The following is a 16294-nucleotide window of genomic DNA, read 5'->3' on the forward strand; positions in this document are numbered from 1 at the left end:
TAGAGGAATAGCTACTCGATATGACAAGCTGAAAAGAAATTATCAAAGTTCTGTTGCTTTAGCCTGTATATTTTTATGGCTACCTTTATAGGGTTAATTATGAACAGTAAGTGTCAACAGACCCTAAATAAACCGAATTTAATCCCTCCCAACCTCCCTTTAATAAAGGGAGGAGTTTTAGGCACAAAAAAACCTCCATATGGAGGTTTTTTTACTATTCAGGAATTAATGTACAAACATATCCATAAAGTCACGGATTTCCTGAATGGCAGTATCTGTATCGGTCGTTAACCAGGTCGGCTCAAAGAAACCGGCATAATGCTCGATCCGATCCGCAGGCACAACTAGACGTACCGGACAATCTTCTTCCAGTAGGCGCCATGGAATAATCGGAACGTCATTATCTAGCCAGGCCGCAACATTCCGTACATCAATGACCATGGCATTAATGCAGTCCGGAAAAGGCATTACCGACATTTCTTCAGTACGGCGGCGGAAATATTCCAGATCTTGCCAGCGTAGCATAAAGCTCGGTTTGCTAAATTCAATGATTCCAATCAGATGCTGATCACGAGTGTAGTGCAAAGCACATTGATGTGTGACGTCAGTGTCAAGATCAAGCGATACACTCTGTTGACGGTACGCCATAAAACTCGGGTGCATGAAAAATAAGGTGGATAATTATAACGTATTTTGCGCAAAGTAGCAGATATATTGAAAAACGGTATTTTTACAGCATGTTTTAGCCCACTTAAAATGTGCTTAAAATTTAATAAAATCATAGTGGTATATTGTTTATTTTATAGACAATTCAATTCCTGATAAATCAGCTAAAAACTGCCAGTATCAATTGTCTCGGAAGAGAGTTTCTAACCATAAGACCATAGTATGTTCAGGCTAGAAAATGCCTTTTTTTGAAACTAATACCAAGTTCATCAGACTCATACATATAACTTACATCCATTCACTATCTCACCATCTTTTGTCACAGAAGCTGTGATAACTGCTTGTTATGATAAAAATCTACTTATGAATAAGAAAGAGTGAGAATGGTCATGGTTGATGATTTTAATAAAAAACCACCTTTGCATGATCAGGCAGCAATTACGCAGAAGAAGCGCATTCCTGTCTATATCCTGATTTTGGTCGGTATCTTTTTACTGGCAGTCCTGTTCTATATGTTTGCAGATGTGAAGCCAGATGCGCCTGCGACCCAGCCTAATACACCAGTACCAGCGACTGAAGCCCCTGCCAATAATGGTAGTCCGGCGGCTACTCCAGGCGGTGAAAGCAATGAAGCAATGGCTACTGCAGATGATGCGATGACAGAAGCAACAGCCACTGTAGGCGAAATGTCACAAGATACAGCAGAAGCCACTGCAACTGATGCTCAACAGGCCACCCAATAATTGGAATTATTAAAAAAAGCTCTGGTTCATGACTAGGGCTTTTTTGCAATAGGTGGTGATGTTTTTCAAAGTTCTGTATCTCCAGGCAAGCTAAGCACAGGAAGTTCAAGCTTTATAAGCAATCGGAAAGAGCTGAAGATTTCAAAAATAAGCTCGTGAATTCAGATAAATAGCGTAATAACAAAGAGGGCAGAAAACATGAATGATTATATGAGAGGCCCACGTGGTGGCTATGATGCCATGTACTACTGGGATCAGTTTCATCCAATTCTTAGTGCAATTGCCATATTAGTCCTAGGTTGGATTATTGCATTACTCGTCTCGGCAGGTGTTAAAAAAATCTTGCAAAAACTAGGGACCAATACACACTTAAATGCAGCGACAGGACATCGCTCTAATGTCGAGAGTATTATCGCTCGTGTTGTGTTCTGGATTATTCTGATTATTGCGGTCATCGGTGCACTTAACGTACTGAATCTGACCGCAGTGAGTGGACCGTTCAGTAATATGATCCAGCAGTTCCTGCTCTTTATTCCACAATTGCTGGCGGCTATTGCTGTGGCCTTTGTCGGGTGGATTGTGGCGAATCTGGTCAAAGTCGGCTTGCAAAAAATGCTTGATCGCACCCAGCTGGATGAAAAGCTGAGTGCCGAAGTCGGTGTCAGCCCGATTAGCCAAAATATCAGTGAAATTGTTTACTGGCTGATTTTACTGCTGTTCTTGCCAATTGTCTTGTCGATTCTAGGTCTACACGGTTTATTACTACCTGTGCAGAACATGCTGACGGATGTCGTAAGTTATCTGCCTAATATCTTCATTGCTGCAGTTATTGTATTTGTCGGATACATTCTGGCAAAAATTGTTCGCGGTATTGTCGAAGGTTTGCTCAACAGCTTGAATATTCAACATCAAGCTGAGAAAGTCGGCATTTTCAAAAACTCGAATGTCGCTCAACTGATTGGTTCATTCATCTTCGCAGTTGTAATTATTACGTCATTAATCATTGCATTTGAAGCACTGGGTATCGAAGCAATTTCTCAACCAGCAACTGCAATGCTGTATGAGATCATGAATGCCATTCCAAATATCATTGCTGCTGCACTGATTCTGATTCTGGCTTATGTGGTGTCTAGACTGGTAGCACGTCTGGTGACTGAAGTCGTTGCCGGAACAGGCGTAGATGAGGTTCCAGCTAAACTGGATCTGCAACGCTTCCTAGGCAAAACCAAACTATCAAGTCTGGTGGGTTATCTGATTGTACTGTTCACTATGCTATTTGCGGTTTCTGAAGCAGCCGACCGTTTAGGCTTTGAACAGGTGAGTGGCCTGATTGCGATGTTCATCTACTTTGGTGCAAACATCCTGCTAGGTGCTGTGATCCTGGTGATCGGCTTCTGGCTGGCCAATGTAGTTGCTAATATTGTGCAACGTGGTGAATACAACAGTTCACGCTGGTTAGCGAACCTGGTTCGTGTATTGATCATGGGTCTGGTCATTGCGATGGGGCTACGTGCCATGGGCATTGCTGACTCGATCGTAAATCTGGCCTTCGGTTTAACTCTGGGTGCTGTTGCAGTGGCCTTTGCCTTGGCCTTTGGTTTGGGTGGCCGTCAACCAGCAGAACGTGTACTGACTGATTTGATCGATAAAGCTAAACGAGAAGCTAAAGAACCGAATCCTTTGAAAAATGAAACTAATATCATGACTTCAGGCTTAGGTGCTGATGTCAGTGGTACTACAGGTGCAGGCAGTTCAACTACAGGAGAAAATATTGTGCCGAAGCAAGATCGATCACAAGATGACAATGCGCCAATGCGTACCAATTTATCCAATAGTACGCCAGCGACCTTAACTACTGCACCACAGGATGATGAAGCTTCAGGTGTAGATCAGGTGACACCAGATGTAGATCAGGCTGTGCCGGATTCGCTTCAAGTTGATCCAACTCATCCACCAGCGAATAATCCATTTGGTTCTACAGGTGAAGAAGAACCGGATGTCGATAGTCATCCAAAAAAAGATGACCCGAATTAACCTGTTTTATTTAAACAAAATCGGCCACGCTTGAGTGGTCGATTTTTTTAATCCTGAGGAAATCTGAATGAATGCCAAGAAACCGAATAATCTGTTAGCACCCTTAGTGATAGCAGGCATAACCATTGGCTTTTTCACGGCTGCTTATCGATTTGTCTTTGTGAAAAGCAAACAGGATGAGCAGGCTGAAAAAGAGCTGGATAAGAAAATACCTGATTCAGACGAATTTAACTAAGCCAGAACACTGCTCAGTCACTACACATAGAATTTCTTTTTTAAAAAATATAGAATGTTCAAGTGAATACTAAAATGATTTTGGTATTTTTCTTGCATTAAAAATATAAAGAAAAAGGAGATCAATAAGATGTGGAAAACATTGCAGCATAAATTTATGGCGCCTATGGCAGATCAAGTACCCTTACATCTGCAGGAAGCGGCTCAGAAAATGCAACTGACGATTGACCGTTTAGAAAATACGGCCAATCTCAACCTGTTTAAAACGGATTATCTGGAATAAGCGAAGTATTTTCTCTTCCCAGATCATCTCTGTATTAAACATATTCCGATGCGGCATGTGCTGATGACCATGCCCATTGGAAGTTAAAACCTCCCAAATGACCAGTCACATCCAGTATCTCGCCCACAAAATACAAGCCTTTCTGCTTTTTGCTTTCCATGGTTTTAGATGAAACTTCGGTTGTATCTACGCCGCCCAAAGTCACTTCAGCTGTCCGGTAACCTTCAGTTCCAGAAGGCTTCAGTTCAAAGCCACTTAAACGTTTGGCAATCTGTTCCAGCTTGTCATCACTAATATTGCCAATAGATGTTTCAGCTACTTCAGGCCAGATCAGATTCTGTAATTCTAGTACTACGCTCTTCGGTAAATATTCGGTCAATAGAGTGCGTAGCAGAACTTTAGGCTGACTCTGTTTTTTAGATTTAAAGAAATCAAACAGGTCGACACTTGGTAAGAAATCGACCTTAAAGCTTTGGCCAACATCCCAGTAATTTGACAGCTGTAGGGAGCTAGGGCCACTTAGGCCACGATGGGTAAACAGTAAAGCTTCAGTAAAACTGTTTAGATCATTAGACAGAGTGGCTTCGACTGCATTACCGCTCAGACGGGTGGTGATTTCCTTGAAACTATCCGAGAAAGTAAAGGGCACCAGACCGGCACGGGTTGGATAGACATGATGTCCAAACTGTTTGGCAATCTCATAGCCGATGCCTGAACCACCTAAGGTTGGAATAGACAGGCCACCTGAAGCAACCACAACCGATTCTACTTCAAAATATCCTAAAGAAGTGGCTACTTGAAATCCTTGATCGTCTACAGTGTTGATAGCTTTCACTTCGCAGTTGGTTTTGATCTCGACCAGACCTGTTTTGTCACATTCAGAGAGCAACATCGCCAGAATTTCTTTGGCACCATTTAAGGTGAATAGCTGTCCGTGTTTACGTTCCTCATACTCGATGCCATATTCGCAGACCATACCAATAAAATCCCAATTGGTATAACGGGTCAGTGCTGAAATCACAAAATGCGGATTGTGCGAGATGAAATTTTCAGGTTCGACATAGAGGTTGGTGAAATTACATTTGCCACCACCGGACATCAGGATTTTCTTACCCACCTTATTGGCTTTTTCAACGACTACGACTTTACGACCACGTTGTGCTGCCATATAGGCCGTCATTAAACCTGATGCACCTGCACCTATGACCAAAACATCGTATTGCTGAACAGACATGACACACTCAAGGGAGAAGAAAGGGGAGCATTATAGACAATTTTATTTCAGCTTTGGCTATTCTTGAAAGGGGCTGCCCGAATTACAACGTGTTAGCGAATATTTATCATAAATAATTTGAAGCAGCTGGCGGATTCATGCATAGTTTTGTCATGCCTAAAAAATAATCACAATGAAAAGGAATAATTTATGACGGATACGGCAGCATACAAACAATATAATCTGATCAGCTATATTCTTCATCTACTGGGTTTTTTCCTAGGAATAACCCCATTAATCGCCATTATCATGAATTATATTAAACGTGATGAAATGCGGGGCACCTGGCTGGAAAGTCATGTGGACTGGCAGATTAAAACCTTCTGGTTCAGCTTGCTGGGTTATATTCTAGGTGGGCTGCTCACCGTGATTCTAATCGGTTTTGTGATTATTTTTCTTGTCTTTGTCTGGCATGTCTATCGGCTGGTCAAAGGGCTAATTGCACTCAATGAAAATAATCCGATAGGCATTTAAGTTTCGATCAGAACTTTAAGCGATTTAAATATTTCGACCTTGTAGTCCACCAGTATGTAGGATCAGCAGTTTTGTTTCTGGTGGAAAGCAGCCTTTTTCAATCAGATTTGAAATTCCCAACAGCATTTTTCCAGTATAAATTTGCTCTAAGGGAATATCATATTCAGCTTCAAAGTGCTGTATAAACTGGATCAGTTCAGGAGTGGTTTTGGCATAACCACTGCAACAATAATCATCGAGAATGGACCAGTTTCTTTTCTTGGTCAGCTTAGCCACCTCCTCATTCAGGAAGTTGCCTTTTAAGGCAGAAAATCCTAATACCTGTTGATGAGGCTGGCTGGCTTCAATCAAACCTGTAATCGTGCCACCAGTGCCTACAGCACAGCAGATGACGTCAAACTGTGCATCACTGTCTTTTAGAATCTCCTGACATCCCCGAATCGCTAATGTATTAGTACCGCCTTCAGGAATGATGTAATGTGCAGGAAACTTTTGTGCTAACGCTTCTAGATAATTAGCGTCCTGTTTACGTCGATATTCTTCACGACTCACAAAATGCAGTTGCATGCCGAATCGTTGTGCCAACGCTAAAGTGGGGTTTAAAGGCTGATGAGCCAGTTCTTCACCTCGAATAATGCCAACACTCTCAAAGCCAAACTGCCGGGCTGCAAACGCCGTTGCGGCAATATGATTGGAATAAGCGCCACCAAAAGTCAGCAACTTTTTAAAGCCAAGTTGCTGTGCTTCCAGAAAGTTGTATTTCAGTTTAAAAAACTTGTTGCCTGATATTTGCGGATGCACCAGATCCAGACGGCGTATGGTTACAAACCTGTCTTTCAGCCAGATGCGCTGGTCTGGAATATGCTGGGCGATTTTTTCAAACATGGTATTTTCATAAGCTAAGAATGAGCAAATTATAGCGAAATAGAATCAGCAGGATGGCAGAATCATGAGCTCCTTAAACTAAGAATAAAATTTTGTAGATTGTCACAATTCATATGCTGAAAATTTAAACAAATTTGCTAATCTGAATCTTATAGGGAACTTAGAGGAGGATAGAATAATGAAAATACTATCCTGTACGATTTTAAGTGTATTGCTCTTAGTAGGCTTATCTGGCTGCGATGATCCTTTGAATAAGCCTAAAACTGATACACGAAGCATGATCATTGGCGGAGTGCCGGTGCATGACCATGATTATAAGATGCTTGATTCATCCCTCACCGCTCAAGACCAATTGAAGAAATAGCCGGATTTCGCACAAATATTGCATCATTTGTGTAGAAATATTAAAGCAAAATAAATTATTTTTACTTAAAATAAGCCATTCATTTTAAGTTTGGATGGTCACGTGGAATCATTTTGGATTTTAGGTTCAATTGCCTTTGCCCTCATGTTAGGTGCAATGAGCCCAGGACCGACTTCTATTTATGTAGCGAAAAATTCAATTGCGATCTCACGTAAGCATGGCCTATTTACAGCTTTAGGTACTGGAACAGGGGCGGCTATTTTTGGTCTGCTGGCAGTTCTAGGTTTGCAGGCATTTTTGCTGGCTGTGCCATCTGCCTATCTGGCGCTTAAAATTTGTGGTGGTTTATATCTGCTCTGGTTGGCTTTTAAAATTATCAAACATGCCAAAGAACCGATCGATGCAGGCGATGACAGTCAAACTCAGATGTCCTTGCGTCGCGCCTATATGACAGGTTTGATTACCCAGCTCTCGAATCCTAAAATTGCCATTGTATTGGCCAGTATTTTTACTGCGCTTTTACCTAAAGAAATTCCAACTTACTTTTACTTTGTATTGCCGGTTTTATGTTTCTTTATTGATGCAGGCTGGTGCTCGCTGGTGGCCGTTGCACTTTCTGCCGAAAAACCACGTCGAGTATATTTGAAGTTTAAAGCCGGTTTTGACCGTGCAGCAGGGGCGGTCATGACCGTGCTGGGATTAAAGCTGATCTTTGGGATGAAGTAATTTTCCAATTATCGCAGACCATAAAAAAAGCCCCAATGATTCGGGGCTTTTTTAATTTGGTTCTTAAAAAATATTTTCTTCCGAATTTGCCGAGATCCGGTGAATAGATAAATCCGCACCGGTAAATTCTTCTTCCTGACTCAGACGAATACCGATCAACACTTTCAGCAGACCATAAACCAGGAATCCACCTGCCAGAGCCACTACAATCGCCAGTACGGTACCGAATAATTGTGAAATGATAGAAACACCGCCCATACCTCCTAGCCATTGCTGACCGAATACACCGACAGCAATTCCACCGAAAGCACCACATACGCCATGCAAAGGCCAGACCCCTAATACATCATCAACTTTGAGTTTATTTTGGGTATAGGTAAAGAGTTTCACAAAAATTACGCCTGCGCTGATTCCGATAAATAATGCACCCAGTGGATGTACCACATCAGAACCTGCACAGATGGCAACCAGTCCGGCTAATGGACCATTATGCAAGAAGCCCGGGTCATCTTTACCCGCTACTTTTGCTGCAATAGTTCCACCGACCATCGCCATTAGAGAGTTAATCGCAACCAGTCCGGAAATAGCATCCAGGCGTTGTGCACTCATTACATTAAAGCCAAACCAGCCAACAATCAGAATCCATGAGCCTAGAGCAAGGAAAGGGATAGATGATGGTGGATGTGCAGTAATCCGGCCATCATTCTTATATCGACCATTACGTGCACCAAGTAAAACGACTGCAGCCAGAGCAATCCAGCCTCCCATGCCATGCACGACCACAGAGCCGGCAAAGTCGTGGAAGTTGGCACCGAAGGTATTTGCCAACCAGTCTTGAAAACCAAAGTTGCCATTCCAGATCATCCCTTCAAAAAATGGATAAATCAGAGCAACTAAAAATAAAGTCGCTAAAGCCTGCGAACGCATTTTAGCCCGTTCAGCAATACCTCCCGAGATAATCGCAGGAATAGCTGCGGCAAAGGTCAGCAGGAAGAAACAGCGCATCAGGTTATAACCATGATCGGCTGCTAAAGTAGAGGCATCGTGGAAAAAATGCTGACCATAGGCAATATAGTAGCCCACCAGAAAGTAAGCGATGGCGGATAGGGAAAAGTCAGTTAGGATTTTACTTAAGGCATTGACCTGATTCTTATGGCGAACTGTCCCTAGTTCTAAAAATGCAAATCCTGCATGCATGGCAAGCACTAGAACTGCACCGAGAAGGAGAAATAATAAGTCTATATTTTGCATTGTGCGTTCCAATTTAGTGCATAGAATCACAAAAGAAATCCAGTATATAGAGGCAAACTGATTCGAAAAGAGTTACTAACAAGGGAAATTTTGATAAAGAATTTCTTGAAACTGACAAGACTCGATATAAAGCACAATAGAATTTTATGCACCAAACTAAGACATCATAAGAAAAGATAAAATTTAAATTTATATTTTGTTTTTTAGATATTTAGCTTTATCACAGAAAATGGTGTGTTAAAAATGTGTGCTAAAGGTGCACATGAAAAGTAAAAGGATTTTTAAGAAAAAATTTAAAAAAATTAAGTGAAAGATGATTTTGAATTGCAAAAGTACATCATGGTTTTAAATTTTAGAAGTCATGAAGACTATAACTTAGCTATATCTCCAATAAATAAAACCCTAAAAAATTAGGGTTTCATCCGGAGCTAAAATCTCTGAAGTATTCAATTAATCTTTAAAATGCACAGGAATCCATTGATAGCTCTTTCCATCTTTTGAGTAAATATGACCGATCCCTGGGAATGGTAAATGTGGTGCTGCAATGGTCTGGCCTTGCTTGGCATATTCAGCAAAATGCTTTAAACGGGTTTGCACCGCAGTTTTAGGATCAACATCGAATTCTATGGCTGTTTCAGGTTTGTCGAATTGCAAGGTATGTGAATGGACGATGTCACCGACAAATACGACTTCTTGACCATCTGCTTTGAGTTTAAAGCTGTAATGCCCTGGGGTATGACCAAAGGATGGCTTAAACTCGATCCCACCAAAGGCTAAAGATTTATCAGAAAAGACTTTCACTTTTTTAGCTTTTTCATAGGGTGCAAGGGCTGCTTTAATTTTCTCTACGGTGCCTAAGAAACCCTCCTGCTGGTCTTTCGGTAGTTTTTTAACGGTATTTGGACTTAGCCAGTAGTCATATTCGGTTTTAGAAATATGTAAGGTGGCATTTGGATAATTTGCTGCGCCGTTATTTGAAATGCCACAAACATGATCAGGGTGGAGATGAGTCAGGAAAATACCACTCACTTGAGCAGGCTGATAACCTGATGCCTTGAGGTTATTATAAATTGATCCTAAGTGCGCACCAAAGCAGCTTGCAGCACCGCTGTCGACCATGAGTAGTTGATTATCTGTATTAATCAGGAAAGCATTGACTGAAGTCTGTATACCTTTGGCTTGATCGGCATGATATTTCTTTAAAATCTCAGTCTTTTCTGCATCACTTAAGCCTTTAAACATTGATGGATTTAAGTAGTTTGTACCATCAAGCAGAGCCGTAATCTGGGTATTACCAATTTGGTGATGATAGTAGCCGGCGACTTGTTTTGGTGAAGCAATTGTTGCAGGTTCAGCAGCCTGACTCACACTTATACCCAAAACAGATAATGAAAGTAGAGAGGTGAGAAGGGATGTCTTTAAAATATTCATGGCAATTCTTATGGTTATGAGGTTTATGCTATGTATTAGCATGTAAAGCATGAAAATAGAATATAAAAATATTTACCTTTTTAAAAAAGAGAGGAGAAATTGAATATCTGTACTAGGCATTCAGTTCAAATCTGTATATTGATTTTGTAAGGAAATAAAAGATTTTTTATCTAAAAATATTTTTATAAATAAAATACTTAGATAAATTTCACTTTTATAAAAAAGCCCGTTAACATGGGGTATTGCAAACAGCCTTGGGTATCGCTATGAGTTTTTGGAAAAAGAAAAATAATGCAGCATTTGTATTTTTCATTATTACCTTATATTCATTGCTAGGCTTCGGCATTGGCTATGTCATCTGGGAATTTTTTCTCGATAAATAAGTGCTATCCGATTTATAGATCGACGTAAAAAAGCCTCTAAAGATAGAGGCTTTTTTAATAAGCAATTATTTACTGCATTCAGGCTGAGAACGGTCAATAATTTGAGTGCCTTCTACGCGATAGCCAATTTGGCCTACAAGAAATGCTTGATTTAGTTGAGTGATGACTACATCAGAAAGTGCTACTGCACAACGATCTTTTTCAATTGCACGATCTACTGCTGTTTTGAAATTAGGAATACCTAAAGGGAATAAAATTACTGGAACTTTATCTTCGCCTTTAACGCGTTCGCCTTTAACGAACTGAGTTGAGTTTAGGTTGAAGTTTTTCGTTGAAGCTACAGTCATATCAGCCATACGAACTGAACATCCTGTGAATACAATTGTTGATGCTGCTAAAGCTGAAACTAGTAATTTTTTCATGTTTACCCCGAATAATTCTAAAAATAAAAAAGCGTTTAAATTCTATAGATATATTTTTTAAAAACAAGAAAATATATTGTATAAATGGTAAAAAAAATTAAAGATGAAGAACTTTTATTGGCTGAGTATTATTTTATTAGACTAAGTAAAAAGCCCCTACATCAGTAGAGGCTTTTCTTCTATCTAAGACCTAAATCTTAAGAAACTTTATCACCCGGTTTAGCACCAGATTCAGGTGAAATCACCCAAACGCCTTCGCCATTACCAGCCGCAAGTACCATACCGTTTGAAATACCAAAACGCATTTTACGTGGAGCAAGGTTCGCAACCATCACCACCAGTTTACCTTTCAGGTCTTCCGGTTTATAAAACTCACGGATACCGCTGAAGACATTACGTGGTTCAGCTTCACCGACATTTAACGTGAGTTGTAAAAGCTTGTCAGAACCTTCAACCGTTGCAGCATCCAGAACTTCCGCTACACGCAGGTCAACTTTGATGAAGTCATCAATGGTGATGATTTCAGCTTCACCGACTTTAGGCTCAGCTTTCTTCTCTTTGGCTTTCTCTTTTTTCTTCTCAGCTTTTGCTGGTTCAGCAGCAGGTGCAGCTAAAGAATCTTTAGATGCATCGACCATCGCAGCCACAGCTTTCGGATCAACACGTTGCATCAATGGCTGGAACAATGCAATTTCATGACCTGTTAAGATTTCTGTACGTGAAGCAAAGTCGAAAGAAGCTAGTTTTAGGAAGGCCTGAACCTGAGCAGCCAATGTTGGTAACACTGGAGCTAAATACACAGCCAATTGACGGAATAGGTTAATACCGACAGAACACACATCGTGAACCTGTTGTTCTTCGCCTTCAATTTTCGCTAAAGCCCAAGGTTTTTTCTCATCAATGTATTGGTTGGCTTTATCTGCAAGTGCCATGATTTCACGGATCGCTGCCGAGAATTCACGGGTTTCATAAGCTTTGGCAATTGAATCGCCAGCATCAATAAAGCTTTGAACCAGTTCAGGCTCGGCACAAGTTGCAGACAGTTTGTTGTCAAACTTGGTATTGATGAATTTTGCACAACGGCTGGCAATGTTCACCACTTTACCTACCAGGTCTGAATTCACTTTCTGCACGAAGTCATCCAGATTCAGGTCAGAATCTTCAACCTTGTCTGAAAGTTTAGAGGCGAAGTAGTAACGTAGGTATTCAGGGTTCAGATGCTGTAAATAAGTTTCAGCTTTAATGAATGTACCACGTGATTTAGACATCTTCTGACCATTCACAGTCAGGAAGCCATTTACGAATAAACCAGTTGGAGTACGGTAGTTGGCACCTTCCAGCATTGCAGGCCAGAACAGCGCATGGAAATAAACAATGTCTTTACCAATGAAGTGATAGACTTCATTTTTAGAATCTTTTTTCCAGAAATCGTCAAAGCTCAGGTCAGGACGTTTGGTCTTGATGTAGTTTTCAAAGCTCGACATATAGCCGATTGGTGCGTCCACCCAGACATAGAAGTATTTGTTTGGTGCATCTGGAATTTCAAAACCGAAATAAGGTGCATCACGGGAAATATCCCAATCTGCCAGACCAGCATCAAACCATTCGTCCAGCTTGTTCGCGATGGATACTGGCAGACGGCCTTCATCACGTGTCCATTTTTGTAGGTATTCACCGAAGTTTGGCAGCTTAAAGAAGTAGTGATCTGATGATTTTTCAACTGGAGTCGCACCGCTTAAAGTTGATTTTGGATTGATCAGCTCAGTCGCGTTATACGTAGTACCACATACTTCACATGAATCGCCGTATTGATCTTCCGCCTTACATTTTGGGCATGTACCCTTAATGAAACGGTCTGACAGGAACATGCCTTTTTCAGGGTCAAATAACTGGGTTACAGGGCGAACTGCAATATTACCGGCTTCACGGTTTTTGATATAGATTTCTGAAGCGCGGGCGCGGTTGGTATCACTGTGGGTAGAGTCATAATGATCGAAATGCACACTGAAACCGTCAAAGTCACGAATGTGTTCTTTTTGCACATTGGCGATCTGTGCTTCAGGTGAAATGCCATTTGCCTCAGCACGCAGCATGATCGCTGTACCATGAGCATCATCCGCACAGACATACGTCACGTCATGACCCATTGCACGCATCGCACGTACCCATATATCAGCCTGGATATAGCCGAGTAAGTGACCCATATGAATCGGGCCATTGGCGTAAGGAAGGGCATTGGTGACTAGGATTTTACGCACGGATTCACTCTCTCATTCGTATTCATTATGCAATGGGCCATAATTTTACATGATGCAGAAGGGATTACAAAGAAATGCTTTTACAGAAGCACAAGGAATAAATCAGGCTGAATATTCAGAATACAAAAACTGGCTATAGACGGGTAATTGGCCCTTAAAAATTCGATTGAGATAAGTTGATGCTACTTCCTGCAATCAATAGCAACAACATGTACAGGCTTTGTTGCAGTTTGCTTAATTCGTCCACGCTATTGCATGCTTTGTGCTAAAAACTTGTCTGATCATTTTTATTATGACGCCTTAGGAGGGTACTCATGACTCAGAATAACCAGACAAGTACTTCAAAACAGAATCAAGATAAAGAACAACATGCACGAGAACTGCATGACAAGATTGAACAAGAGCAAAAGCAGAATGAGATTGATAAACAGCATAAGCAGAAGCATGAAGAAGTCCTAGAAGCCCAAAAAAATGGTGCTGATGAAAATTCTGATCATCAGCAAGACTCTAAAGCATCTGGTCATCAGCAATCAGAGCAAAAAGATGCGTCTAAAAATGACCAATCTAATCATGGTGATCAATCCGATAAAAAAGCTGAAAGTACCAAAATGGATGACTTAAAAGCGAAAGCCATCGCGATCGGTGAAGAGCTGTTGCAAAAAGGCGAAAAGATTCTGAATGAGCTAAAAAATGGCAAATCAGACAGCCAGAAAAATGGCGAGCAAGGTTCAGATGATTCGAAAAAGGCACAGGATCAAAGTTCTGGAGATAAATCAGCAAATCAGGCTGACCAGGATCGTATGGCAAATTTAAAAGATGAAGCGCTACACAAGTTTGAAGATACTAAGGTCAAAATTAGTGAGTTGGTGAATGAAGCTGCTACGAAACTGAATGAGTTGAAACAGATGGCGGCTGAAACCATGACTAAAATGAAAGGCGATGACCAGTCTCAGTCAGATGATTCGAAAAAGCAGGATCAGGATTCTTCATCTAAAGAGGCTAAGGATAAGGACCAAAATTCAGATCAGACCAATAATAAAAATGATTCTAAAAAAGATCAGGATAAGGCTGATCAATCTGGGCAAAACAAGACCGATCAAGATAAAAATCATAAATAATCATTTCATGTTGAAAGCCACTTCATTTAATTTTTGAATGAAGTGGCTTTTTAATGGATACTATCTAGTTAATTTTATTTAAAATTTTAAAATATCAATAATATAAAACAATAAATAAGATGTGATGCTGACTTTATAAATTTTCTTCCCTGTAACTCTTTAAAACCAAGTAAAATAGTTGGAAATTATATTTGTCTTTCAGGCTTCTGAATACAGATTGCTTAACCTGTGACTAAAACCTCGTTAAACTAAGCTATTCAGATGTCTATCTATATTTTTTGGAGTAACCTATGTCCTGGCTTTCTTCGCTTAAATCGGTTTTTTCGCCTTCCAAGGAGGTGAACGAAGAAGCTGTGCAGAACGTACTGCAAAACTATATCTTGCCAAATTCTAGTAATGCACTGAAAGACCGGATTACTCAGGTCAATGTGCAAGGTGAGATACTACAGATCACCATTAATACCTATCCGGAAGAAAAAGAGCAGCTACAGCAGATTCATGATGAACTGGCGGATGCGCTAGAGAAATGTGGTATTAAAGAACTAAACCTGCATGTGATTCAGCAAAAGACGGGTCATAAAAAAGAAGGCGGTTGTGGACATCATCATGCAGAAGGCGAGAGCTGTTCCAGCCAGCCGCAAACTGCTGCTTCAAAATCGAATCTGCCACCTGTAGTTGATGCTTCAGGCAGCGTAGCTCAAGCAGAAGCTGATCCAAATAATCCACCGATCCAGAAAGCTGCTCCACAGCAACGAGATGTACCCAAACATCCACGCATTCAGAATGTCATTCTGGTCTCTTCAGGCAAGGGCGGTGTTGGTAAATCAACCACAACTGTGAACCTGGCTTTAGCTTTGCAAAAATTAGGTTTGAAAGTGGGTGTACTGGATGCGGATATTTATGGTCCAAGTATTCCAACGATGCTCGGCAATGCCGGCAAAACCCCGATGATCGAAGCCGAACAGTTTGTCCCACTCGATGCCTATGGTATGGCAGTGCTGTCGATTGGTCACTTAACAGGTGATAATAATACGCCGGTTGCTTGGCGCGGTCCGAAAGCAACAGGTGCCTTGATGCAGCTATTCAATCAAACCCTATGGCCAGATCTGGATGTATTGATGATTGACATGCCGCCAGGTACAGGTGATATCCAGTTAACGCTCGCTCAGCGTATTCCAGTCACAGGTGCTGTGATCGTCACCACACCACAAAACGTGGCATTGCTGGATGCGACCAAAGGCATTGAACTGTTCAATCGTGTGCAGATTCCAGTGATGGGTGTAGTCGAAAATATGTCGACCCATATCTGTTCAAACTGCGGTCACGAAGAACAGATCTTTGGTACAGGCGGCGGTGATAAACTGTCAGAGCAATACAATATTCCATTGCTCGGCCGCTTGCCTTTGAATGCAGTGATTCGTGAAAATGCCGATGCCGGTAAGCCTTCAGTGATTGCTGGAGATGATGCTGCTGAAAGTTATATGGCCATTGCTCAGAAAATTGCAGCAAAATTGCCAAAAGCAGAAAAAGATAAAACTCGTATTTTCTAAGATTCTATAATAAAAAAAAGAGAGCTTAAGCTCCATTGCTGTCCCACAATTTTTCACAAGAGGAAGCTCAAATGAGCTTCCTCTTGTTTTATGGGTATTTTATCGGGTGAAAATAAAGCTTTTAAAGTTCTTCTTTCAAACAAATTCACTTGAATTATTCTGAGTAAACGTTGAACTGTCCAACCTGTTTTTCCTAAAT

General features: G+C 41.0%; 16 protein-coding genes and 2 pseudogenes. 10 read left to right on the forward strand and 8 right to left on the reverse strand.

The genetic code is table 11. The features are described 5' to 3' along the window. A pseudogene (locus FTV34_RS14860) lies at window positions 1-110 on the forward strand (IS5/IS1182 family transposase); the annotation flags it as partial. A 115-nt stretch (window positions 111-225) separates the two neighbouring features. Here the strand turns inward: FTV34_RS14860 and FTV34_RS14865 are convergent. Beyond that, on the reverse strand, window positions 226-648 hold the full coding sequence (locus tag FTV34_RS14865) for a hypothetical protein (protein WP_005237048.1): 423 nt from the start codon (window positions 646-648) through the stop codon (window positions 226-228). A gap of 407 nt (window positions 649-1055) precedes the next feature. On the opposite strand from FTV34_RS14865, the gene FTV34_RS14870 reads away from it, so the two are divergent. The 4 genes from FTV34_RS14870 to FTV34_RS14885 all read left to right on the forward strand — a co-directional run bounded on the left by FTV34_RS14870 (window position 1056) and on the right by FTV34_RS14885 (window position 3960). After that, entirely contained in the window at window positions 1056-1409 is a 354-nt protein-coding gene (locus tag FTV34_RS14870) for a hypothetical protein (RefSeq protein ID WP_034702043.1), read from the forward strand. Between the two features lie 198 nt (window positions 1410-1607). After that, a complete protein-coding gene (locus FTV34_RS14875) occupies window positions 1608-3443 on the forward strand; it encodes a mechanosensitive ion channel (RefSeq protein WP_180070693.1) in 1836 nt (611 codons plus the stop codon). A 67-nt stretch (window positions 3444-3510) separates the two neighbouring features. Next, the gene (locus tag FTV34_RS14880) at window positions 3511-3678 is read left to right on the forward strand and encodes a hypothetical protein (protein WP_180070695.1); all 168 of its coding nucleotides are present in this window, start codon (window positions 3511-3513) and stop codon (window positions 3676-3678) included. A 129-nt stretch (window positions 3679-3807) separates the two neighbouring features. Continuing rightward, on the forward strand, window positions 3808-3960 hold the full coding sequence (locus FTV34_RS14885; protein WP_180013608.1) for a hypothetical protein: 153 nt from the start codon (window positions 3808-3810) through the stop codon (window positions 3958-3960). Window positions 3961-3994: 34 nt separating this feature from the next. Here FTV34_RS14885 and FTV34_RS14890 read toward each other — a convergent pair whose 3' ends face one another. Next, window positions 3995-5194 (reverse strand): NAD(P)/FAD-dependent oxidoreductase, encoded by a 1200-nt coding sequence (locus FTV34_RS14890; RefSeq protein WP_180070698.1) that lies wholly within the window; start codon window positions 5192-5194, stop codon window positions 3995-3997. Between the two features lie 189 nt (window positions 5195-5383). Between FTV34_RS14890 and FTV34_RS14895 the strand changes: the two genes are divergently transcribed. Beyond that, window positions 5384-5707: a hypothetical protein gene (locus tag FTV34_RS14895; RefSeq protein ID WP_004785040.1), complete on the forward strand. Its 324-nt coding sequence runs from the start codon at window positions 5384-5386 to the stop codon at window positions 5705-5707. A 24-nt stretch (window positions 5708-5731) separates the two neighbouring features. On the opposite strand, the gene FTV34_RS14900 is transcribed toward FTV34_RS14895, so the two are convergent. Beyond that, on the reverse strand, window positions 5732-6592 hold the full coding sequence (locus FTV34_RS14900) for a 1-aminocyclopropane-1-carboxylate deaminase/D-cysteine desulfhydrase (RefSeq protein WP_180070700.1): 861 nt from the start codon (window positions 6590-6592) through the stop codon (window positions 5732-5734). A gap of 178 nt (window positions 6593-6770) precedes the next feature. On the opposite strand from FTV34_RS14900, the gene FTV34_RS14905 reads away from it, so the two are divergent. Next, window positions 6771-6956, forward strand: a complete 186-nt coding sequence (locus tag FTV34_RS14905) for an NF038215 family lipoprotein (protein ID WP_034702009.1) — start codon at window positions 6771-6773, stop codon at window positions 6954-6956. 144 nt (window positions 6957-7100) lie between these two features. Beyond that, entirely contained in the window at window positions 7101-7682 is a 582-nt protein-coding gene (locus FTV34_RS14910; RefSeq protein ID WP_179992654.1) for a LysE family translocator, read from the forward strand. 63 nt (window positions 7683-7745) lie between these two features. Here FTV34_RS14910 and FTV34_RS14915 read toward each other — a convergent pair whose 3' ends face one another. The 4 genes from FTV34_RS14915 to metG form a co-directional block, all read right to left on the reverse strand. Continuing rightward, window positions 7746-8933 (reverse strand): ammonium transporter, encoded by a 1188-nt coding sequence (locus FTV34_RS14915; RefSeq protein ID WP_180070702.1) that lies wholly within the window; start codon window positions 8931-8933, stop codon window positions 7746-7748. A gap of 450 nt (window positions 8934-9383) precedes the next feature. Continuing rightward, entirely contained in the window at window positions 9384-10364 is a 981-nt protein-coding gene (locus FTV34_RS14920; protein ID WP_180070703.1) for an MBL fold metallo-hydrolase, read from the reverse strand. Between the two features lie 448 nt (window positions 10365-10812). Continuing rightward, window positions 10813-11169 carry a hypothetical protein gene (locus tag FTV34_RS14925; protein ID WP_034581100.1) on the reverse strand — a complete coding sequence of 119 codons (357 nt, stop codon included), beginning with the start codon at window positions 11167-11169 and terminating at the stop codon, window positions 10813-10815. A 197-nt stretch (window positions 11170-11366) separates the two neighbouring features. Further along, a complete protein-coding gene (gene metG / locus FTV34_RS14930; RefSeq protein ID WP_180070705.1) occupies window positions 11367-13427 on the reverse strand; it encodes a methionine--tRNA ligase in 2061 nt (686 codons plus the stop codon). A gap of 314 nt (window positions 13428-13741) precedes the next feature. On the opposite strand from metG, the gene FTV34_RS14935 reads away from it, so the two are divergent. Both FTV34_RS14935 and apbC read left to right on the forward strand, forming a co-directional pair. Then, entirely contained in the window at window positions 13742-14545 is an 804-nt protein-coding gene (locus FTV34_RS14935; RefSeq protein WP_180070707.1) for a hypothetical protein, read from the forward strand. 290 nt (window positions 14546-14835) lie between these two features. Continuing rightward, window positions 14836-16095, forward strand: coding sequence for an iron-sulfur cluster carrier protein ApbC (gene apbC / locus FTV34_RS14940; protein WP_159124392.1), 1260 nt, complete (start codon window positions 14836-14838; stop codon window positions 16093-16095). A gap of 53 nt (window positions 16096-16148) precedes the next feature. Here apbC and FTV34_RS14945 read toward each other — a convergent pair. After that, window positions 16149-16294 (reverse strand): annotated as a pseudogene (locus FTV34_RS14945) (IS4 family transposase); the annotation flags it as partial.

The organism is Acinetobacter sp. YH16038, assembly GCF_013417275.1.
Classification (GTDB): domain Bacteria; phylum Pseudomonadota; class Gammaproteobacteria; order Pseudomonadales; family Moraxellaceae; genus Acinetobacter.

Excerpts from the sequence above, each read along its gene's own strand:
- apbC (WP_159124392.1), top strand. The coding sequence starts at position 14,836 with ATGTCCTGGCTTTCTTCGCTTAAATCGGTTTTTTCGCCTTCCAAGGAG.
- FTV34_RS14870 (WP_034702043.1), top strand. The coding sequence starts at position 1,056 with ATGGTTGATGATTTTAATAAAAAACCACCTTTGCATGATCAGGCAGCA.
- FTV34_RS14910 (WP_179992654.1), top strand. The coding sequence starts at position 7,101 with ATGTTAGGTGCAATGAGCCCAGGACCGACTTCTATTTATGTAGCGAAA.
- FTV34_RS14905 (WP_034702009.1), top strand. The coding sequence starts at position 6,771 with ATGAAAATACTATCCTGTACGATTTTAAGTGTATTGCTCTTAGTAGGC.
- FTV34_RS14875 (WP_180070693.1), top strand. The coding sequence starts at position 1,608 with ATGAATGATTATATGAGAGGCCCACGTGGTGGCTATGATGCCATGTAC.
- FTV34_RS14920 (WP_180070703.1), bottom strand. The coding sequence starts at position 10,364 with ATGAATATTTTAAAGACATCCCTTCTCACCTCTCTACTTTCATTATCT.
- FTV34_RS14935 (WP_180070707.1), top strand. The coding sequence starts at position 13,742 with ATGACTCAGAATAACCAGACAAGTACTTCAAAACAGAATCAAGATAAA.
- FTV34_RS14885 (WP_180013608.1), top strand. The coding sequence starts at position 3,808 with ATGTGGAAAACATTGCAGCATAAATTTATGGCGCCTATGGCAGATCAA.
- FTV34_RS14925 (WP_034581100.1), bottom strand. The coding sequence starts at position 11,169 with ATGAAAAAATTACTAGTTTCAGCTTTAGCAGCATCAACAATTGTATTC.
- FTV34_RS14915 (WP_180070702.1), bottom strand. The coding sequence starts at position 8,933 with ATGCAAAATATAGACTTATTATTTCTCCTTCTCGGTGCAGTTCTAGTG.
- FTV34_RS14865 (WP_005237048.1), bottom strand. The coding sequence starts at position 648 with ATGGCGTACCGTCAACAGAGTGTATCGCTTGATCTTGACACTGACGTC.
- FTV34_RS14895 (WP_004785040.1), top strand. The coding sequence starts at position 5,384 with ATGACGGATACGGCAGCATACAAACAATATAATCTGATCAGCTATATT.
- FTV34_RS14890 (WP_180070698.1), bottom strand. The coding sequence starts at position 5,194 with ATGTCTGTTCAGCAATACGATGTTTTGGTCATAGGTGCAGGTGCATCA.
- FTV34_RS14880 (WP_180070695.1), top strand. The coding sequence starts at position 3,511 with ATGAATGCCAAGAAACCGAATAATCTGTTAGCACCCTTAGTGATAGCA.
- FTV34_RS14900 (WP_180070700.1), bottom strand. The coding sequence starts at position 6,592 with ATGTTTGAAAAAATCGCCCAGCATATTCCAGACCAGCGCATCTGGCTG.